Origin of the sequence: Clostridium sp. UBA7339, from assembly GCF_002470865.1 — a bacterium.
In the GTDB taxonomy this organism is placed as follows: Bacteria; Bacillota; Clostridia; order Clostridiales; family Clostridiaceae; genus Clostridium_J; species Clostridium_J sulfidigenes.
The window spans coordinates 359657-380883 of sequence record NZ_DKPI01000006.1 but is presented as its reverse complement, the minus strand read 5'-3'; the positions used below and the strand labels follow the sequence as shown (position 1 = coordinate 380883).

Annotated in this window: 22 protein-coding genes; 19 read left to right on the top strand and 3 right to left on the bottom strand. The window is 30.8% G+C overall.

Annotation, left to right across the window (positions count from 1 at the left end; translation table 11 throughout):
- The first annotated feature begins 8 nt into the window (after positions 1–8).
- The 11 genes from def to B2S02_RS05170 all read left to right on the top strand — a co-directional run bounded on the left by def (position 9) and on the right by B2S02_RS05170 (position 9754).
- Complete coding sequence (gene def / locus B2S02_RS05220) at positions 9–449, top strand: peptide deformylase (protein ID WP_346848337.1); 441 nt, start codon at positions 9–11, stop codon at positions 447–449.
- An 11-nt stretch (positions 450–460) separates the two neighbouring features.
- Positions 461–1405, top strand: coding sequence for a methionyl-tRNA formyltransferase (gene fmt, locus B2S02_RS05215; protein ID WP_346878612.1), 945 nt, complete (start codon positions 461–463; stop codon positions 1403–1405).
- A gap of 32 nt (positions 1406–1437) precedes the next feature.
- Positions 1438–2133: a zinc metallopeptidase gene (locus B2S02_RS05210; protein ID WP_346848339.1), complete on the top strand. Its 696-nt coding sequence runs from the start codon at positions 1438–1440 to the stop codon at positions 2131–2133.
- 45 nt (positions 2134–2178) lie between these two features.
- The gene (gene rsmB / locus B2S02_RS05205; RefSeq protein ID WP_346920385.1) at positions 2179–3510 is read left to right on the top strand and encodes a 16S rRNA (cytosine(967)-C(5))-methyltransferase RsmB; all 1332 of its coding nucleotides are present in this window, start codon (positions 2179–2181) and stop codon (positions 3508–3510) included.
- Positions 3511–3518: 8 nt separating this feature from the next.
- The gene (gene rlmN, locus B2S02_RS05200; protein WP_346878613.1) at positions 3519–4553 is read left to right on the top strand and encodes a 23S rRNA (adenine(2503)-C(2))-methyltransferase RlmN; all 1035 of its coding nucleotides are present in this window, start codon (positions 3519–3521) and stop codon (positions 4551–4553) included.
- 6 nt (positions 4554–4559) lie between these two features.
- Positions 4560–5291, top strand: a complete 732-nt coding sequence (locus B2S02_RS05195; protein WP_207656761.1) for a Stp1/IreP family PP2C-type Ser/Thr phosphatase — start codon at positions 4560–4562, stop codon at positions 5289–5291.
- A complete protein-coding gene (pknB, locus tag B2S02_RS05190) occupies positions 5288–7261 on the top strand; it encodes a Stk1 family PASTA domain-containing Ser/Thr kinase (protein WP_346878962.1) in 1974 nt (657 codons plus the stop codon). The genes B2S02_RS05195 and pknB overlap by 4 nt, the downstream gene beginning before the upstream one ends.
- 70 nt (positions 7262–7331) lie before the next feature.
- A complete protein-coding gene (rsgA, locus tag B2S02_RS05185) occupies positions 7332–8195 on the top strand; it encodes a ribosome small subunit-dependent GTPase A (protein WP_346878614.1) in 864 nt (287 codons plus the stop codon).
- Positions 8192–8842, top strand: a complete 651-nt coding sequence (gene rpe, locus B2S02_RS05180; protein WP_346848343.1) for a ribulose-phosphate 3-epimerase — start codon at positions 8192–8194, stop codon at positions 8840–8842. The genes rsgA and rpe overlap by 4 nt, the downstream gene beginning before the upstream one ends.
- 1 nt (position 8843) lies before the next feature.
- Complete coding sequence (locus tag B2S02_RS05175) at positions 8844–9479, top strand: thiamine diphosphokinase (RefSeq protein ID WP_346878615.1); 636 nt, start codon at positions 8844–8846, stop codon at positions 9477–9479.
- A 119-nt stretch (positions 9480–9598) separates the two neighbouring features.
- Entirely contained in the window at positions 9599–9754 is a 156-nt protein-coding gene (locus B2S02_RS05170; RefSeq protein ID WP_198028577.1) for a hypothetical protein, read from the top strand.
- Between the two features lie 156 nt (positions 9755–9910).
- On the opposite strand, the gene rpmB is transcribed toward B2S02_RS05170, so the two are convergent.
- Positions 9911–10102 (bottom strand): 50S ribosomal protein L28, encoded by a 192-nt coding sequence (gene rpmB / locus B2S02_RS05165; RefSeq protein WP_035132719.1) that lies wholly within the window; start codon positions 10100–10102, stop codon positions 9911–9913.
- Positions 10103–10325: 223 nt separating this feature from the next.
- Between rpmB and B2S02_RS05160 the strand changes: the two genes are divergently transcribed.
- From B2S02_RS05160 to B2S02_RS05135, 6 genes are read left to right on the top strand one after another with little or no spacing between them, the layout of a single operon-like run.
- Positions 10326–10676, top strand: coding sequence for an Asp23/Gls24 family envelope stress response protein (locus B2S02_RS05160; protein ID WP_147519512.1), 351 nt, complete (start codon positions 10326–10328; stop codon positions 10674–10676).
- A 13-nt stretch (positions 10677–10689) separates the two neighbouring features.
- A complete protein-coding gene (locus B2S02_RS05155) occupies positions 10690–12336 on the top strand; it encodes a DAK2 domain-containing protein (RefSeq protein ID WP_346848345.1) in 1647 nt (548 codons plus the stop codon).
- A 46-nt stretch (positions 12337–12382) separates the two neighbouring features.
- Positions 12383–14416 (top strand): ATP-dependent DNA helicase RecG, encoded by a 2034-nt coding sequence (gene recG, locus B2S02_RS05150; protein ID WP_346848346.1) that lies wholly within the window; start codon positions 12383–12385, stop codon positions 14414–14416.
- Positions 14417–14433: 17 nt separating this feature from the next.
- A complete protein-coding gene (gene rsmD / locus B2S02_RS05145; protein WP_035132725.1) occupies positions 14434–14988 on the top strand; it encodes a 16S rRNA (guanine(966)-N(2))-methyltransferase RsmD in 555 nt (184 codons plus the stop codon).
- Positions 14989–14991: 3 nt separating this feature from the next.
- Positions 14992–15486 carry a pantetheine-phosphate adenylyltransferase gene (gene coaD / locus B2S02_RS05140; protein WP_035132727.1) on the top strand — a complete coding sequence of 165 codons (495 nt, stop codon included), beginning with the start codon at positions 14992–14994 and terminating at the stop codon, positions 15484–15486.
- Complete coding sequence (locus tag B2S02_RS05135; protein WP_346878617.1) at positions 15486–16037, top strand: ATP synthase F0 subunit B; 552 nt, start codon at positions 15486–15488, stop codon at positions 16035–16037. Before coaD ends, B2S02_RS05135 begins: the two co-directional genes overlap by 1 nt.
- Here the strand turns inward: B2S02_RS05135 and ylbJ are convergent.
- On the bottom strand, positions 16034–17212 hold the full coding sequence (gene ylbJ, locus B2S02_RS05130) for a sporulation integral membrane protein YlbJ (protein ID WP_346878618.1): 1179 nt from the start codon (positions 17210–17212) through the stop codon (positions 16034–16036). The two genes, B2S02_RS05135 and ylbJ, sit on opposite strands and share 4 nt — an antisense overlap.
- 167 nt (positions 17213–17379) lie before the next feature.
- Positions 17380–18600: a nucleotidyltransferase gene (locus B2S02_RS05125; RefSeq protein WP_346848348.1), complete on the bottom strand. Its 1221-nt coding sequence runs from the start codon at positions 18598–18600 to the stop codon at positions 17380–17382.
- A 177-nt stretch (positions 18601–18777) separates the two neighbouring features.
- On the opposite strand from B2S02_RS05125, the gene pta reads away from it, so the two are divergent.
- The gene (pta, locus tag B2S02_RS05120; protein ID WP_346848349.1) at positions 18778–19779 is read left to right on the top strand and encodes a phosphate acetyltransferase; all 1002 of its coding nucleotides are present in this window, start codon (positions 18778–18780) and stop codon (positions 19777–19779) included.
- A gap of 86 nt (positions 19780–19865) precedes the next feature.
- Positions 19866–21062 (top strand): acetate/propionate family kinase, encoded by a 1197-nt coding sequence (locus B2S02_RS05115; RefSeq protein WP_150843569.1) that lies wholly within the window; start codon positions 19866–19868, stop codon positions 21060–21062.
- Positions 21063–21227: the final 165 nt, after the last annotated feature.

The window sequence follows — 21227 nt, the reverse complement described above, 5'->3', positions numbered from 1 at the left end:
GAATGATTATGGCATTAAGAAATATAAGAATTAATGAAGACCCAATTTTAAGGAAGATTAGTAAGGTAGTTAAAAATATTGATGAAAGAACACAAATATTAATTGATGATATGCTAGATACTATGTATGAAGCTAATGGAGTAGGTCTTGCAGCACCACAAGTAGGTATTTTAAAGCGAGTGGTGGTTATAGATATTGGTGATGGACCAATAATACTTATTAATCCAGAGATTGTTGAGGCTAATGGTGAAGTTAAAGATGTAGAAGGATGTCTAAGTGTACCAGGTAAACAAGGAAATGTTATAAGACCCAAATATGTAAAAGTTAAAGCTGAAGACAGAGATGGAAATTCTATTGAAATTCAGGGGGAGGATCTTCTAGCAAGGGCTCTTTGTCATGAAATAGATCATTTAAATGGAATATTATATACTGATAAGACAGTGAAATAGGAGGTATGAAGATGAATATAGTATTTATAGGTACACCAGATTTTGCAGTGCCATCCTTAGAAGCAATTATTGAAAAATATGGAGTTAAGGCAGTACTTACTCAGCCAGATAGACCTAAAGGAAGAGGAAAATCTGTGGCAATGTCACCAGTAAAACAGGTAGCACTTAACCATGATATAAAAGTATATCAACCAGAAAAATTAAAAAATGAAAAAAGTTTAATAGAAGAATTAAAAAATATGAATTTAGATTTCATAATAGTTGTAGCCTTTGGTCAAATTCTATCTAAGGAAGTCTTAGATATACCTAAATATGGATGTATAAACCTTCATGGTTCATTACTTCCTAAATATAGAGGTGCAGCACCAATTCATTATGCTATTATGAAGGGAGAAAAGGAAAGCGGAAATACCACCATGCTAATGGATATTGGTTTAGATACAGGAGATATGTTGTTAAAGAACAAAGTAGAGATTACAGAAAATATGACTACTGCAGAGCTCCATGATAAACTTATGAACAGTGGGGCTGAGCTTTTAATTGAAACTATAGAAGGCCTTTATAATAACAGGATAACTCCAATAAAGCAAGGAGAAAGTGAAAGTTGTTATGCCAGTATGCTGAATAAAGAGATGGCAAAGATTAATTGGAATCAAAGTTCTAAAGACATACATAATTTTGTAAGAGGACTTTACTCTTTTCCAATAGCTTATACTTATTATAAAGATGAGCCTATGAAGGTAATTGAAACTAGACTTACTAACGAGAAGTCTTCTAAAACTCCAGGGACTATTTTAAAAGTTGATAAAGAAGGAATGTTGGTTTCAACTGAAGATAATAATATATTAATAACTAAGGTTCAATTTCCTAATAAAAAGCCTTTAAGAGTAGAAGAATATATAAAAGGAAATTCTATTGAAGATAATATATTATTAAAAAGTTCAAAAGAAGAGTAAAAATTAATTAAATAAAATAAGGAGAAATATATATGGGATATTATTATGGAAGTTTTTTTGACAGAACGATGATTATTCTTATACCAGCTCTTATCATTTCAATATGGGCGCAGATGAAAATAAAAAGTAGTTATACAAAGTATTCACAAGTATATAGTAGAAATGGATATACTGGAAGTCAAGTAGCTAGAATGATATTAGATGCCTACGGACTTTTTGATATTCCAGTATTAGTTACAGGGGGTCACCTTACAGATCACTATGACCCTAGTAAAAAGGTGGTAAAATTATCAACAGATGTATACAACGGTACATCACTGGCAGCTATAGGTGTAGCTGCCCATGAGATAGGTCATGCTATTCAACATAAAGAAGGATATGCACCAATTAAAATAAGAACAGCTTTAGTACCAATTGCTAATATAGGCTCCCAAGCTTCATGGATATTATTCTTTATTGGAATTGTAATGTCTTTTACTCCATTAGTTAACTTTGGTATTATATTATTCTCAGCAGCAGTTCTTTTTCAGATAGTTACACTGCCTGTAGAGTTTAATGCATCCAGTAGAGCTGTAGCCATATTAAGTGCAAGGAATATACTTTATGAAGATGAAGTAAAGGGAGCTAAAAATGTTTTGACTGCAGCAGCATTAACCTATGTAGCAGCAGCAGTTACAGCTATTGCACAGCTTTTAAGACTCATTGCTATAAGAAATAGAAATGATTAGTAGGAAAATGGATAAACACTAGAAATCGTAGATAGGATGATATGAATGATAGGTGCTAGAGAAGTAGCAATAAATACAGTAATGCAAGTCTTTGAAAATAAGGCTTATTCCAATATTGTTTTAAACAACAACCTTAGTCAATGTAATCTTGGAGATAAAGATAAAGCATTAGCTACAGAACTTGTTTATGGTACTATAAAATATAGGTATGCAATTGATAAAATACTTAAGACTTTTTTAGAAAAAAAATTTGACAAAACAGATAAATATATTTTAAATTTATTAAGGGTTTGTATATATCAGCTTAGATATTTAGATAAAATACCTGAGTTTGCAGCAGTAAATGAGGGCGTTAATTTAGCTAAAGCTAATGTGTCTGTGGGAGCTTCCAAATTAGTAAATGGTGTATTAAGAAGTTATTTAAGAAATAAGAATAAAGATTATTATAATAAAGAAAATATTAATGAAAGATTAGCATTTTCATATTCTTTTCCTCAATGGATGGTAAAATTATTTATTGAGCAATATGGAGAGGTAGTTGGAGAAAAGATACTAGATGGGCTTAATAAAAGACCTGCTGTTACAGTTAGAGTAAACTCCACAAAGGGAGATTTTGAACAGGTTTTTCATGAGTTGGAAAAAAATGCTTACAACGTAGAAGAGGGATCTATATGTCCTGAAGCCATAAGAATCGTAAGAGGGAAGAGTGTAGAGGAAAATCCACTGTTTAAGAAAGGTGCTATCACAGTTCAAGATGAAAGTGCTATGCTAGTAGCACCTAGTATGGATTTAAAAGAGCATATGACTATATTAGATTTATGTAGTGCTCCAGGAGGAAAAACTACTCATATAGCTGAAATAATGGATAATACAGGTATAGTTAAGGCTTTTGATATTTATGATCATAAGCTAGAACTTATAAGAAGTAATAGTGAAAGATTAGGACTAACAAACATTGAATTAGATATATTAGATGCTACTAAAGAATGCAAAGAATTAATTGCGGTGGGAGATAGAGTGCTTATAGATGTACCTTGCTCTGGCCTAGGAATAATAAGAAAAAAACCAGAAATTAAATATACAAAAAAAGAGAAAGAATTAAAATCTTTAATAACAGTTCAACGTGAAATAATGAAGAATGCAGCTAAATATGTAAAACCAGATGGAATAATTTTATATTCAACTTGTACTATAAATAAAGTAGAAAATCAAGGAAATATAAATTGGTTTTTAAGTAATTTTAAAGATTTTAGTGTAGAACCTTTAAACTTTGGACAGGTGGAAAATCTGGTCTATGACGAAACGGGTTCTGTAACAGTGTTGCCTAATGAATATATGGATGGATTTTTTATAGCAAAAATTCGTAGAAATAAATAGGAGTAGAAATGAAAAATATATTAGATTTAGATATAGAAGAACTTAAATCATGGATGAAAGAAAATGGTGAAAAAGAATTTAGAGCTAAACAAGTATTCTCTTGGATTTATAATGAAGTTTGGGACTTCAAAGATATGACTAACATATCTAAAGATACTTTGAAAAAATTAGAAAAAAATTTTTTTATAGGAATACCTAGAATAGTAGAAACATATAGTTCTAAAAATAGTGATACTCGCAAGCATTTATTTCTTTTACATGATGGTAATATAGTTGAAGGAGTGGTTATGCAGTATAATCATGGAAATTCTATATGCATATCAACTCAGGTAGGATGTAATATGGGTTGTAAGTTTTGTGCTTCAACCATTGGAGGAGCTGTTAGAAGTTTAAGTAGTGGAGAAATGTTAGGTCAGATTATGGTTTCACAAAAACAACTTGGGGAGAGAATCTCAAATATTGTACTTATGGGAAGTGGAGAACCGTTAGATAACTATGGTAATGTTGTAAAATTTATTAGGGATGTAAATTCTCAGTATGGACTTAATATAGGACAACGTCATATAACTCTTTCTACATGTGGAATTGTGCCTAAGATAAAGATCTTAGCAAATTTAGATTTACAGATAACACTAGCAATTTCATTACATGCTCCTAATGATGAGTTGCGTGTGAAAACTATGCCTATTGCTAAGGTGTATTCTATAGCTGAGCTTATTGATAGCTGTAAATATTATATTGATAAAACAGGTCGAAGAATTACCTTTGAATATGCATTAGTAAAGGGGGTAAACGACTCTAAAGAGCAAGCTGAGCAATTAGTAAAATTAATAAGAGGTATGTTATGTCATGTAAATTTAATTCCAATAAATGAAATAGATGAAAATGATTTAAAAAAATCAAATGAGGAGCAAGTTAAGTGCTTTAGAGATATTTTAATGAAACATGGGATTGAAACTACTGTTAGAAAAGAAATGGGTTTAGACATAAATGCTGCTTGTGGTCAGCTGAGAAAAAGTTATATAGAAAAAAGGGAGTTGTAGTTTTTAATGGGGAGATTGTTAGGAATAGAAACGGATGTTGGAAATAAAAGAACTTTTAATGAAGATTCCGTTGGTTACTATGAAGAAGAAGATTTCGGTATTTTTGTAATAGCCGATGGTATGGGAGGGCATAATGCTGGTGAAGTTGCTAGTAAGATTGCTATAGATACCATTATTGAATATGTAATTAATCATAAAAAGGATAGGTCAGAAGAGGAAATTTTAAATGAGGCAATCCTAAGTGCTAATAGAAAAATATATAGAGAAAGCTTGTTAAACGAAAGTTGTAATGGAATGGGAACTACTCTTGTGGGAGCTTTTGTGAGAGGAAATAACTTAACTATGGTAAACATAGGAGATAGTAGAGGATATATTTTAAAGGATGGACAGCTTGTTAAGGTTACAAAAGATCATTCATTGGTACAAGAACTATTAGATAATGGAACAATAACTAATGAGGAAGCTAAGAATCATCCTAATAAAAATGTTATAACAAGAGCTTTAGGAACTAATCCAGTAGTGACGGCAGATTACTACAGTTTAGATATAAGAGGGGTTTCTAAAATTCTTCTTTGTAGTGATGGACTTACTAATGAAGTAAGTGAGGAGGATATTTTTAGAGTTTTACAAGGTTATAATGGCAATCAATGTATGGAACTAATAAACATGAGTAAGAAAAATGGTGGAAGAGATAATATTTCTATCATCATTTTTAAAGGAGAGTGGGAGTGCAGATGATAGGAACTATGTTAGGAAATAGATATGAACTCATAGAAAAGATTGGCGAAGGGGGTATGGCAGTAGTATATAAGGCTAAATGTAGAATTTTAAATAGATTTGTAGCAATAAAAATACTAAAGCCAGAGTACTCTAATAATAGTGAATTTATGGAGAAATTTAGAAGAGAAGCTTTAGCTACAGCAACCTTTTCCCATAGTAATATAGTTAATATTTATGATGTGGGTTCAGAAGAAAATATTAATTATATTGTAATGGAATTAGTGAATGGAAAAACTTTAAAAGAATACATAAGAGAAAATGCACCTCTTTCTATGGACTCAACTTTAAAGATTTCAATACAAATTGCGAAAGCTTTAGAATGCGCTCATAAAAATAAAATTATCCATAGAGATATAAAACCTCACAATATATTAATAAATGAAGAAGGTGTAATTAAGGTTACAGATTTTGGAATAGCGAAAGCTACTTCATCTGATACAATAACTCATACTAATAAAGTTATTGGTTCTGCACATTACTTCTCTCCTGAGCAAGCCAAAGGAAAGATAGTTGATAATAGAACAGATATCTATTCTTTTGGAATTGTGATATATGAAATGCTAACAGGAAGAGTTCCATTTGATGGAGAAAGTGCTGTAGCGGTTGCACTTAAACATATACAAGATACTATTGTGCCTCCTAAGGTTTTAGTTCCTGAAGTACCAGATAGTCTAAATAATTTGGTAATTAAGGCTACCCAGAAGGAAGTTATAAAAAGATATAATAATGTAACAGATATGTTAATAGATTTAATGAGAATAGAGAATAATAATAAGTATATAGTAACACCATCAAATATGGATAATGATTATACTACAGTAATGGATGCAACCCAAATTCAAAATACTATGTATGCCAGCAACCTTGGAAAGAAATTAACCAATAAGGATATGGATGATGAGGAAGAAGAGGAAGAAGACGAGGATTATGAAGATTATGATGGCGAAAAAAGAAAAACTAGCACTTGGAAAAAGGTATTAATAGTTGGAGGGGCTCTTTTATTAACTATTCTCTTAGGTGTATTTGTAGGTACTAGTATATATAATAAAGGTAACACCAATGTTAAAAAAGACGAATTAAAGGTTCCAAAGATAATTGGACTTACAGCAGATGAAGCTAAAGATGCTGTAGAAAAGTTAGGATTAACTTATGTAGTCTTAGGAGAGGAAGCTAGTGATAAGCCAGCTGGAACTATAATTGCAGTATTTCCATCAGAAGGTACTGCAGTAAAAAAAGAAAGTGAAGTTAGAGTAAGGATTAGTACAGGACCAGGAGAGATTGAGGTACCAGATGTTGTGAAACTGGGTAAAAGTGTTGCCCAAGACCATATAGTTACTCAAGGACTTAAGGTGGGAAAGATAACAGAAGACTATTCTGAAGAAATAGAAGCAGGTGCAGTAATAAGTACCAATCCAGTAGCAAAGACTAAGGTTAAAAAAGGTGATACAGTAGATATAGTTATAAGTAAAGGTTCTAAGATTAAGAAGACACAAGTACCAGATCTCATTGGATTAACACTAAAAGAAGCAGAGCAAGTATTAGCCGTAGTAAATCTAAAACTTGGACCTACTACTGCAGTAATAACTGATGATAAAAGTAGAGATGGAAAGATATTCAACCAAAGTGAACCTGCTCTCACTTCAGTACAAGAAAATGAAAAAATAAGTGTTAATTATTATCAATATAAGGATCCAAATGAAGGCAAGGTTCAAGTACCTAATTTTATTGGAAGAACCATTGAAGATGCACAAGCAACAGCTAACTCACTTGGAGTTAGAATAACTGTTACTGGAGATAGAAAAGGTCTTATAATAAGTCAAGATGTACCTGAAGGTAATAAGTTAGATAAAGGAAGTACTATAAATCTTATAGCTCAAATAAAAGCCCCTAATATAGGCGGCGATGATGACGAAGATAAAGAACCTTAACCAATGAGTTAATAATCCTTAGGTAAGTTTTAAACTTGCCTAAGGATTAGTTAAAATTTAGGAGGAATATATGCAAGGTTTAATAGTTAAAGGAATTGGTGGATTATACTATGTAGATGTTGAAGAAAAAGTTATAGAGTGTAAGGCTAGAGGAAAATTTAGGCATAAGGGTGAAACTCCTATGATTGGTGATGAGGTAATCATAGAAGAAGAAAATGGGAAGGGTGTTATAACGGAAATATTAAAGAGAAAAAACCAACTTATAAGACCTGCCGTTGCTAATGTAACTCAAGCCTTTGTAGTAGTTACTAGTAAGAATCCAGATTTGAATTTAAGCTTATTATATAAATTTCTAGTTTTATGTGAGTATAATCATGTAGTACCTATTATTTGCTTTAATAAAATGGACATTGAAAGTGATTATAGCAAGGAAATAGGTAATATGTTAAATGAAGCTGGATATGAAATAATGTATGTACAAGGAAAACATGGTGTTGGCATAGAACAGTTAAAGGAAAAGATAAAGGGGAATATTACTGTATTTTGTGGGCCTTCTGGAGTTGGTAAATCTACTATACTGAATAAAGTTTTAGGTAGAGATGCTATGAAAATTGGTGATATTAGTGATAAACTAAAAAGAGGAAAACATACAACTAGGCATAGTGAACTTATAAGGATAGAAGATGGATTTTTAGTTGACACACCAGGATTTTCTTCCTTGGAATTAGATTTCATAGATAAAGAAGAACTACAACATCTATTTCCAGAATTTGAAGAGTTTAAAGATGGATGTAAGTTTAATAACTGTGTTCATTATAAAGAACCAGGTTGTATAGTAAAACAAAAGGTAGAATCTGGACAAATAAATAAAAGTAGATATGAATTCTACATAAAAACATTAGAAGAAATTATTAGTAGGGGGAATAGAAAATGATAAAATTATCACCATCTATATTGTCAGCAGACTTTTCAAGGTTAGGAGAACAGGTTAAAGAAATAGAAAAATATGGAGCGGATTGGGTCCATATAGATGTTATGGACGGTATGTTTGTACCTAACATATCCTTTGGAGTGCCTGTTATAAAACCCATAAGAAATCTTACAACCTTAGTTTTCGATGTACATTTAATGATTGAAGATCCAGCTAGATACGTAAAGGATTTTGTAGATGCAGGAGCTGATATGATAACAGTTCATTATGAAGCTGATAGACATATAGACAGAACTATAAAATATATTAAAAGCTTAGGAGTTAAAGCTGGAGTAGCATTAAATCCTGGTACTCCTGTTTCTATGATAGAAAACTTAATTCCAGATTTAGATATGGTACTTATCATGTCAGTTAATCCGGGATTTGGAGGTCAAAAATATATAGAGTATTCAGTAGATAAAATATCACAGGTTAAAGAGTTAAAGGATAAATATAATAAAGAATTATATATACAAGTAGATGGTGGCATAGATGCAACCAATGTTAGTAAAGTTATAAAATGTGGAGCTAATTCTATAGTAGCGGGTTCAGCAGTATTCAAAAATAATGAAATAGAAAAAAATATAAGTAATATAAAAAGTGGGTTTTAGTATGCAAGTAGTTATAGTTGGAGGAGGAGATCCTCCAAGTAAAAAGATTTTAGATAAATATATAAATGAAAAGTCTATAATTATAGCAGCTGATGGAGGCGCTAACGTTCTTTTAAATCATGAAATACATCCAAATTATTTGTTAGGGGATTTTGACTCTATTGATGAAAAAACGTATATAGAAATAAGTAATAGCTCTAAAACCATTAGATTTCCAAAGGAGAAGGATTATACAGATAGTCATATAGCTTTTAATAAGGCAGTGGAGTTAGGAGCTACAGAAATAATTTTTTTAGGATGTACGGGGAAGAGAATTGATCATTTCTATGCAAATTTATGTATTCTCAATGAAGGTTTAAAAAAATCAATAGATTGTCGTATAATAGATGAGTATAATGAAATCTATCTTATAGATAAACCTACAAATATCTTTGGGAAAAAAGGGGATATATTTTCTCTATTTAGTTATTTAGAAGATACCCATGATTTAACTATAGAGGGAGTCAAATATAAATTAAAGAATTTTGAACTAGCACAAGGAAACAATCTCACTGTATCTAATGAGTTTGAGGAGGAAAAAGTTAGCATAACTTTTTCTAAAGGATGTCTTATAGTAGTGAGAATTCATAAAATATAAATTTAAAATATAGGATTACAGTCATTATTACAATTGATGATTGTAATTTTTTTATTTATGTACCACTTTTTACGTCAATACATATAATGATACTAAAAAGGCTTATGGGGGAAGTAAGTATGAGGAGTAGGACAACTAAAAGGTTGGGACTTATTGTTAGTTCTGTAGGAGCAGGGATAGTATTAGCTATGCTAATTCCATTTTGGGGGTGGATGGTAGCCATAGGTTGTGCCATTATATGTGCTGGATGGTTTATAATGAATAAGTTTTGCTAACAATTGGTTAAGGAGGTTAAAGGGTGACTATAAGAGTAATTAAACTACCTAAGTTTTTATCTAAAATAGTTAAAATTTTTGTAAGAAAAAAACATAGTTATTAATTTTGCACATAAAAAAATGCAACTATAAAGGTAGTTGCATTTTTTTTACCAATTAAACGGCACGTTGAACCTTACCAGAACGTAAGCATCTAGTACAAACGTGTACTGTCTTAGGTGAACCGTTAACTATAGCTTTAACTTTTTTTAAGTTTGGAGCCCATTTTCTTTTTGATTGACGGTGAGAGTGAGAGAATTGTACTCCTGAAACTACACCTTTATCGCATATTTCACATCTTCTTGACATATATTACACCTCCTCAAAATTTCAACATACTGCTATAAATCAAACACAAGTTATTTTAACATAATTACTATGATTGTTGCAAGTATTAAGAAAAATAAACACATACCATTTTATTATACATATTGTTATAATAAAATTCAATGATATATATAATTATATTAGTTGAATTAAATCTTAAGTTAATATAAAATGTTTATAAGGTATAATTAAGGAGGAATTGATTATGAAAGCTAATATAACAACTGAAATAGGAAATATATACTATTCTGAAGATGTAATAGCTAATATAGCAGGTGTATCAACCATGGAATGCTATGGAGTTGTTGGCATGGCTTTAAAGAATGCTAAGGATGGTTTATGGGAATTATTAAAAGCTGAAAACCTAGCAAAAGGAGTTAAAATAACTCAAAAAGAGAATGCTATAGCTATAGAACTATATATAATTGTTGAATATGGAACTAAAATTGCAGTAATCGCTAATAATATAATACAAACAGTTAGATACAATTTAGAAAATCTTACAGGTGTTAAGGTTTCTCAAGTTACTGTTAATATTCAAGGCATTAGAGTTTAAGGGGGAACATAAAGTGGCATATACACAGATTAATGGACGTGATTTTTCAAATATGATAAAAAGTGCTTCAAATGCATTAGAGAAGCAGAAAGAATATGTAAACTCCTTGAATGTATTCCCAGTACCTGATGGAGATACAGGAACAAATATGTCTTTAACCTTTAAGGCTGCAGCTAGAGAAATAGAAGGTTTAGAGAATAAGGGTATAGGAGAAGTATCTAAGAGGTTAGCTAAGGGTGCTTTAATGGGAGCTAGAGGAAATTCTGGAGTTATTCTTTCTCAGATTCTAAGAGGTATGGCAAAGGGTCTTGAAAATGCAGAGGAGGCAACTATAGAGGAAGTTAAGAATTCTTTTGTAGAAGGCTCAAATTTTGCTTATAAAGCAGTTATGAGACCAACAGAAGGAACGATTTTAACTATAATTAGAGCGGCAGGAGAAGCTGCTATCTGCAGTGAAGCTGAAAACATAGTTGAATTATTTGAAGAAGTATGTGAAGAAAGTAAAAAGATGCTTGATAAGACTCCAGAAATGTTACCACAGTTAAAACAAGCTAAGGTAGTAGATGCTGGTGGAATGGGATTATTAATAATATTAAGAGGTATGTTAGAAGTTCTAAAAAATAAAAGTGAAGTTTCTTTAATTAATGATTTAGAAGGTGAATCAGAAAATAATTATGATATTCCAGAGCTAAACATGGCTCCTGAAGATATTAAATTTGGATACTGCACAGAGTTTATCATACTTAATGAAGTAAAAGATATACCCAAATTTAAAGATTTCCTTGAATCTCAAGGTGATTCATTAGTTCTTGTAGGATTAGAGGATATAACTAAGGTTCATGTTCATACTAATGATCCAGGAGCAGTTTTATCTAAAGCAGTAACCTTTGGAGATCTTTCAAAAATTAAAATTGAAAATATGAGAGAACAACACAGATCTTTATTAGGAATAGATGAAAGTAGCAATGATGCAGTAGTGGAAGAAGTAAAAGAGGATCCTAAAGCTTATGGTTTCGTAACTGTAGCTAGAGGTAATGGAATTTCTTCAATATTTAAAGATCTTGGCGTAGATCAGGTTATTGAAGGTGGTCAGACTATGAATCCTAGCACAGAGGATATAGTTAATAGCATCAATAAAATTAATGCTGAGGTAGTATTTGTTCTTCCAAATAATAAAAATATAATAATGGCAGCTACACAAGCTGTAGATTTAATAGAAGACAAAAAGGTTATAGTAATTCCTACAAAAACTATCCCTCAAGGAATTACAGCTATAACTATGTTTAATCCAGATGGCTCTTCAGAAGAAAATGAAGCAGCTATGAATGAAACTATAGAAACAGTTACTTCTGGTTCTGTAACCTATGCGGTTAAGGATACTGAAGACAATGGTAGACATATTAAAGAGGGAGATATTCTAGGATTATTAGAAGGAAAAATAAATGAAATAGGTCAGGATGTATATGCTGTATGTAAAAAGCTTATAGAAAACATGGTAAATGAAGATAGCGAGCTTATTACTATATTCTATGGTGAAGACTGTGAAGAGGATAAGGTTAACCAGTTGGTATCAGAATTAGAAGAAGCATATCCAGACATGGATGTTCAATGTTTTAATGGTGAGCAACCATTATACTATTTTATTACATCAGTAGAATAAAAGCCTTAGGGCTTTTTTTCTATGTTAGCCATATGGAGTTGATAAGGTGAATATTTATAGTAGTGTTACAGCAATTAAAGGTGTAGGGCCTAAAATGGCTGAGAAATTGAGTAAATGTGGAATATATAGTATTTTAGATTTGTTGTTATACTTTCCAAGGGATTATGAGAGTATCTTTATTGTTGAAGATTTAGATGAAGTGGATTCTAAGGGGAAGATAATTTTAGAGGTTGGAGTGGAGAGAATTTTACCTGACATAAGGACAAAAACAGGCAAAATACTTACAACCATTAGATTTATTCATAAGGGAAGATTAGTTAAGGGAATATGGTTTAATCAGCCCTATGTGAAAAGTAGTTTTAGAATTGGCAGTAGATATGTTATAAGTGGCATTATAGAGAAACAAGGTAGAGATTTTATAATTAAGAATGGAACCATAATGAGGAATACTACTACAGAGAGTACAGATATTATGGCAAGATATCCCTTAAGGGACGATATTTCTAATACTTTTTTAAATAAAATTGTTACAGAAACTTTAAACACAGTAAAAATAAAAGAAAATTTACCAAAGTCAATTTTGGATGAACATGATTTTATGTCTTTGGATAGTGCTATAAGAAATATACATAATCCTAAAAGTTTAAAGTTATTAGAAGAGGCAAGAAAAAGATTAAAGTTTCAAGAGTTATTTACATACTCTTTAAAGCTTATGGCCTTAAAAAATAGAAGTATTAATTCTAAGGGAATCTCCTTTTCCATATCGAAGGATCTGAAAGCTTTAAAGGATAAGTTGCCTTTTCAGTTAACAGATGCACAAACTAGAACTGTTAGAGAAATATTAAGAGATCAAAAGAAACCTAGTCCTATGAATAGATTAGTTCAAGGAGATGTAGGTAGTGGTAAGACTATAGTTGCTTTTATTGCCCTTTTTAATGTTATTATGAATGGATATCAAGGTGCCATGATGGCGCCTACAGAAATATTGGCAAAACAGCATTACTACGAGGCAGAAAAAGTCTTTAAGGATTTTAATATTACCATAGAGTTACTAACAGGTAGTACCACAGAAAAAAATAAAAACCTTATAAAAGAAAAGTTATTAAAGGGTGAGATAGACTTAATAATAGGTACTCATGCTTTGATAGAAGATAATGTCCAGTTTAAAAACTTAGGACTTATAATAACTGATGAACAGCATAGATTTGGTGTTGGTCAAAGAACTAGATTTGGAAATAAGCGTGAAGATATTGATGTACTTGTAATGAGTGCTACACCTATTCCAAGGACTTTATGTTTATATCTTTATGGAGATTTAGAAGTATCGATAATAGATACTTTACCACCAGGGCGAAAACCCATTGATACCTATTATTTATCTACTCAGGAAAAGGGGAGAATATATAACTTTGCTTTAGAGGAGATAAAAAAAGGAAGACAGATTTATGTAGTTTGTCCATTGGTTGAAGAAAATGAAGATATGAAATTAAGTTCTGTAACAGCATTATATGAAGAACTAAAAAAAACTTACTTTAAAAGTATGGAAATCGCCATTCTCCATGGTAAAATGAGTAATAAAGACAAAAATTTAATTATGAGTGAATTTAAAGAAGGAAACATTAAGGTGTTAATATCCACTACAGTTATTGAAGTAGGTGTAAATGTACCTAATGCAACGGTTATGATTATAGAAAATGCAGAGAGGTTTGGATTATCTCAATTGCATCAGTTAAGGGGAAGAGTTGGAAGAGGATCTCATAAATCTTATTGTGTTCTTGTAGCTAATATAAAAAGTGAAACAACTAAAAAGAGAATGGACATAATGAAAAATAGTAATGATGGTTTTTATATAGCGGAACAAGATTTAAAATTAAGAGGAAGTGGAGAAATGTTTGGACTTAGACAATCTGGTGAAAATGGATTAATTCTTAGTGATTTATCAGAGGATTTTCAACTATTTAAAATAGCAAATCAGGAAGCTAAGAAATTTATTAATAACAAGGATGAAGAAAACAAAAGAATACTTAAAGAAATAATGATTAACTTAGAGAAAAGCACTAGTTATATTTGCTTTAACTAAGGTCAAAGGAGATAAAAATGAGAGTAATTGCAGGAAAAGCTAAAGGAAGAAAGTTACTATCACCAGAGGGGATGGGCACTAGACCTACTCTAGATAGAGTTAAAGAATCAATTTTCAGCATAATACAAAATAAAGTAAGAGGCAGTATAGTTTTAGATCAATTTTCTGGTACAGGAAGCCTAGGTCTAGAGGCTGCAAGTAGAGGAGCTAAAGAGTGTCATTTAATAGACATGGGAGACGTAACTTATAAATATTTAAAAGAAAATATTAAAAATTTAAAATTTGAAGATTTCTGTACATCTTATAAAGGTGATTCATACAAATACTTAGAGGAGTTTGGGAGAATAGGAAAGGTATTTGATTTAATATTTATAGACCCACCTTATGCAAAAGATATGATTCCACCAGCTCTAGAACTTATTAAAAAACATAATTTACTACAAAGAGATGGCTTGATTGTAACGAAAATAGATTCAGGTGAAGAAATTTGTGAAGGTTATGAAGACATTGTTTTAATAGACCAAAGAAAATACGGAAACACCACTGTATGTTTCTATGAATTTAAGGAGTAAAAAATGATTAAAGCAGTTTATCCAGGCAGTTTTGACCCAATAACAAATGGTCACTTAGATATTATAAAAAGATGTTCATACGTATTTGATCAGGTTACAGTAGCTGTATTACTAAATCCTAACAAAAGTGGATGGTTTAGCATTGAAGAAAGAATTGATCAAATTGAGAGAGTGGTTAAAGCTTTACCAAATGTAAAAGTAAAAAGTTTTACAGGTCTTTTAGTGGATTTTATGGAAGCAGAAGACAGTGATGTAATGGTTAAGGGACTTAGATCTATGTCAGACTTTGATTATGAGTTTCAAATGGCACTAATGAATAAAAAGCTTGATAAAACAAAAGAAACTATGTTTATGATGACCAACTCTAAGTACTCTTATCTTAGCTCATCAGCTATAAAGCAAGTGGCTTTATTTAAGGGACACTTGGATGGATTAATTCCAAAAGAGTTAGAAAATGAAATTAGAGAGAGAGCTAAAAGTTTTGAGGGGGAATTATAGTGAAGGTATTAGAACTATTAGATTATCTACAACAAACTATTGACATGTCACCAAAGAATTTAGTAGGTAAAGTATCTATTAATAAAAAAGAAGTCTTAAGAACTCTTAATGAAATGAGAAAATTGCTACCAGATGAATTTGAAGAAGCTAAAAATTTAATGAATCGTAAAGAAATAATTTTAGACGAAGCAAGAAGTGAAGGAGAACGTATTATTCAGGATAGTAGAAAAAGAGCACAACAAGAATATGAAAACTGTGATGTGTTAGTAGCTGCTAAAAAAGAAGCAGAAGAAATATTAGAAAGTGCTAATGAGGAAGCTAAAAAAATTAAAGGTGAAGCTAATAAGCAAGCTAAGGATTTAAAATTTGGAGTTATGAATTATGCAGACAGCACTTTAAGCAATTTACAAAAGGATATAGACATTATAGGAGAGGAGTCTTTAAAAGTTATACAAAATGAAATGGAAGAAATGCTTGTAAAATTATATAAAGAAATTTCTTCCACTACATCTAAGGTAAGAGAAAATATTAAAGAATTAGGAAATGACTAAAAACAATCTCGTAACTTTTTAAATATTACAGGGATAGAAAATATAAATATTAGTAGGACCAAAAACCCTGGTTTAGATGATAGCATAGTGTTGTTTATGAAAAAAGTTTCCTGATTAACTAGAGAAAATGGTAGCTTTAAAAATAACATTGTTATCAAGGTGCATATTATTCCCTGAACAACTTTTAGAAATATATATTTTTTCATTGATACCTTATATTTGTAAACAAATGAGTATACTTGGAAGGTTATAGATAACCCACTAAAACCTATTAAAAAGCTACATATAAGAATTTTAATATTTAGGGTTAAGGGGCTTGTAGCTACAATGTTACATCCATTTGTAATTTCTATAAATCCAAGGAAGACTCCATCAAGTAGATTGTAATTAATAATACCAGAACTACATAAAGAAATAAGGGCAGTGTGATATATTCCACTGCTTTTTATTATGTTTATAATTACAGAAAAAATAACTACAAAACTACCTATTGATAAGCAGGTTTTGGTAGCATCTTCAAGGGCATTTTTCATGGCTACCCCGAAGTTAGGATTTTCTTTTATCTGTGTAGCAGCAACAGAAGAATTGCTATATATAGTATATTTATTAGTCTTTTTAGTAGGTAATATTAACCCCATAACAATACAAGATAAAGCATTAGAAATAAGAATGATATAACCTAAAAATGCACTATGGAGCATTGCAGTACCAACAGTACCTATAATAAACAGAGGGCTTCCATTGGTGGCTATATTTAAAAGTCTTTCAAAAGTTGATTTATCAATAACCTTCCTTTCATATAGTTCACAAGCATATCTGGACCCAAGAGGATATCCACAAAACAAACTAGCTAAAATAACTACACTACACTCCTTTGGTAGTCTTAAAGGGGTACATAGTATCTTACCTAAAAACTTTGAATAAATTTCTATACCCCCAAAAGAAAAAATTAAGTTAACTATGACCAAGAAGGGGAATAGTGATGGAAATACTGAGTAAAAAAACAGTTTAGCTCCATTTATAGTAAAGGCTATGCAATCTTTAGGATTTAGTATGATATAAATAATTAAGAGAGAAAATATTGTTGTAAGCAGAAGGTTTTTTGATGAAGTTCTAAATAATAAATATATTAAAAATATAATAAACGCAATTACAATAAAAAATAATGCCTTCATTTAAATAATCCTTTTAAATTGATATACTTAAATATATTTTTTATCTTGGGAATATATGATAACAAAATATAGGTAAAATAAAATCTTCAAGGTACTTCCAAAACAATTCACTAAAAATTAATCTAATGATTTAGGTTATTTTGGTATGGTTCCTTGAAGAATTATGTTTATAATATAATCGGGCTTTGTAGATAATCTTCCATAGCACTTATGGAAGGATTTAGAATGCTATAGCCACTAGTGCATTGTAAATCTAATTTTAAGGTAGGGTTTATATACTTTGGTAGTTTTGAATATATTGGTATAGAAGAATTGTTCTTCATTGATTTTAATGCCATAGCTCCATGTTTAGTGAAGCCCAAAATACGAGCATATGGACAAGGCTCTTTACGCATTTCTAAGGTATTGTATTCATAAAAGCCTAGAAAATACTGACATAGTATTCTACTGATTCTAGTATAGGTATATCGTTTACTTTTTATCATTTCAATACAATGTTCATAATCTTTAGCGTCTTTTATGGTAGCTAATATCTTATTATGGAGACCTTCAGAAGCATCCGGAATTGATTCGAAAAAGTTATTTTTGCTAGTTATAGCCTTATACTTTATATATGGATACATCATGTAATCAAAGGGAAAATTATAATTTTTATTTTTAAGTTCTATCATATCCTCGTAAACACTAGGAGGAACATGAGATATTAATTCTTCCATTGAAGTATTTGATTTCAAGGATTTTCTAATAGCAGTAGCACTTGAGAAGATATTATTTAAATTGGTACTATTGTAATTTCCACCTTCCCTTTTTATGGTATAGGGTACAATATTACTATGAAGTTTTTTTATGCTCTTAAGGTATTCAACACCTAAAATATTATTAGAAGAATTTAGATAATCAGCTAAGTCTTTTTCATTATAGTAATTTTTCTTATTTAAATAATGAATTAAAGCTGAAGAACGAGCCTTTGGAAAAGGTAATCCTCTATCTAAATCTTCTTTCAATAAGGACTTGAATAAAGGAGGTTCTTCTACTAGTAGATCAGATACTTCTTTAAGAAAGTCTATATCACCTGCTTCACTTCCAAAGCAAATTGAATCTACTATCCCTAGACTATTAAGAAGACTTACGGAACCATAAGAAAAGAATTCCGCAGAAGATAGGCTGTATATTGCAGGGAGTTCTAAAACAATATCTACCCCATTATTTAAAGCCATTGATGTTTTTTTCCATTTATCTACTATAGAAGGAATACCTCTTTGATTAAAGTTTCCACTCATTACTGCAATAATTAAATCACTATTAGTCAATTCTTTAGTTTTATTTATATGAAAAAGGTGTCCATTGTGAAGAGGATTATATTCCACAATAATTCCTGATATTTTCATTAAAATTACCTCCTGTACTCATATAACCATAGATTATATCAAAAAAATGTTAATTATCATAGCCTAATTATTAAATTAAGTCAAAAAAATTCAATATAGAGGTTGAAAAATATATATGAAAAGGGGTATAGTAATAAGGGATATTTAGAATATTTTTACTGAAAGGGGTAAGAAAAAATGAGTTTTACACAAAAGGTATGGAAATTAGCACAACAAGAGATGAAGACAATAGTACTTCCAGAAGGTGAAGAAGAAAGAAATTTAAAGGCTTCAGAAATTATCCATAAAAATAAAATAGCTAAAGTTATATTAGTAGGTAGCCAGGATAAGATTAAGGAAAATGCTAAGAATTTCGGGGTAAATATTGAGGGAATTGAAATTGTAGATCCTGAAGTATCACCTAAGACTGCAGAGTATGCAAAAGCATTTTATGAACTTAGAAAAAATAAGGGTGTTACAGAGGAAAAAGCATTACAAACAGTTAAAGACCCAGTTTATTATGGAACAATGATGGTTAAACTAGAAGATGCCCATGGATTAGTTTCAGGAGCAGTACATAGCACAGGAGATTTATTACGTCCAGGACTTCAAATTATAAAAACAGCTCCAGGAATAAAAGTTGTTTCAAGTTTCTTCGTTATGGAACTTGAAAATTCTTCATATGGAGATAATGGTACTCTATTATTTGGAGATTGTGCAGTTAATCCTAATCCAACATCAGAAGAGCTTGCATCAATAGCTATAAGTACAGCAGAAAATGCAAAGACTCTATGTGGAATAGATCCAAAGGTTGCAATGTTATCTTTCTCAACTATGGGAAGTGCTAAACATGAAAATGTAAATAAGGTTGTTGAAGCTACAAGAATGGCAAAAGAAGCTAGACCAGATCTTGCAATAGATGGAGAATTACAATTAGATGCAGCTATAGTTGATAAAGTAGCAAGTCTTAAAGCACCAAATAGTACAGTAGCAGGAAATTCTAATGTTTTAATATTCCCAGATTTACAAGCAGGAAATATTGGATATAAATTAGTTCAAAGATTTGCAGGAGCTGAAGCTATAGGTCCAGTATGTCAAGGGTTTGCAAAACCAATAAACGACCTTTCAAGAGGATGTAGTGTAGATGATATAGTAAATGTTGTAGCAATTACAGCAGTGCAAGCGCAAAATAGCAAATAAATATTATATTGATTTAATTTAAAATATATTGTAATCTAATATAATGATATATTAATATATTACAAATGCGTCAGGAGGAAATGAGAATGAAAGTATTAGTAATAAACTGTGGAAGTTCTTCATTAAAGTACCAATTAATAAACATGGAAACAGAAGAGAGCTTAGCACAAGGATTAGTTGAAAGAATAGGAATTGAAGGTTCAATTTTAACTCAAAAGGTTCCAGGAAGAGATAAATATATAATAGAGCAACCAATGGCTGACCATAAAGATGCAATAAAATTAGTTTTAGATGCATTAGTAGATGGTAACCATGGAGTTATTTCTTCAATGGATGAAATATCAGCAGTAGGACACAGAGTTGTTCATGGTGGAGAAAAATATTCAGAATCTGTAGTAATTGATGATGCAGTTATGGAAAGTTTAGAAGAGTGTGTAAAACTTGCACCACTTCATAATCCAGCAAACATAATTGGAATTAATGCTTGCAAGAGCTTAATGCCAAACACTCCAATGGTTGCAGTATTCGATACAGCATTCCATCAAACAATGCCAAAAACTGCTTATATGTACCCACTACCATATGAGCTATACACTAAGTATGGAATAAGAAAATATGGTTTCCACGGAACATCACATAAATATGTATCAGCAGAATGTGCTAAATTAATGGGCAAAGACATAAAAGATGTTAAAATCATCACTTGTCATCTTGGAAACGGAGCTAGCTTAGCTGCTATAAAAGATGGCCATTGTGTAGATACAAGTATGGGATTCACTCCACTTGAAGGAATAGCAATGGGAACTAGATGTGGAAACATTGACCCTGCTATAGTTACATTCTTAATGAATGAAGGAAAAATGACAGCTAAAGAAGTTGATAATTTAATGAACAAACAATCAGGAGTTCTTGGATTATCAGGAGTAAGTAGTGACTTTAGAGACATAGAAGATGCTGCTAAAGAAGGAAATGAAAGAGCTATTCTTGCTTTAAATGTATATAACTACAGAGTAAGAGAAATGATTGGTGCTTATGCTGCAGCAATGGGCGGAGTAGATGCAGTTGTATTTACAGCAGGACTTGGAGAAAATGCTATAGAAACTAGAGCAGAAATTTGCAAAGGCTTAGAATTCTTAGGTATTGAAATAGATGATGCTAAGAATAATGTTAGAGGAAAATCTACAGAAGTAAGCAAAGATGGAGCTAAAGTAAAAGTATTTGTTATTCCTACAAATGAAGAGTTAGTAATAGCAAGAGATACTAAAGAACTTACTTCAAAATAGTAAAAATATTTATGTGCTTGAGTAAAAAATTAGCTTTTTATCTTAAGGAAAAAATATACATGTGTAAATTACCTTGACTTTTATCGGTATAATTTATATAATAACTTGTGTTTGAATGATATATTTAATTAACTTAAGGAGGGAAGTTGGAGCTTTACTCAAGCT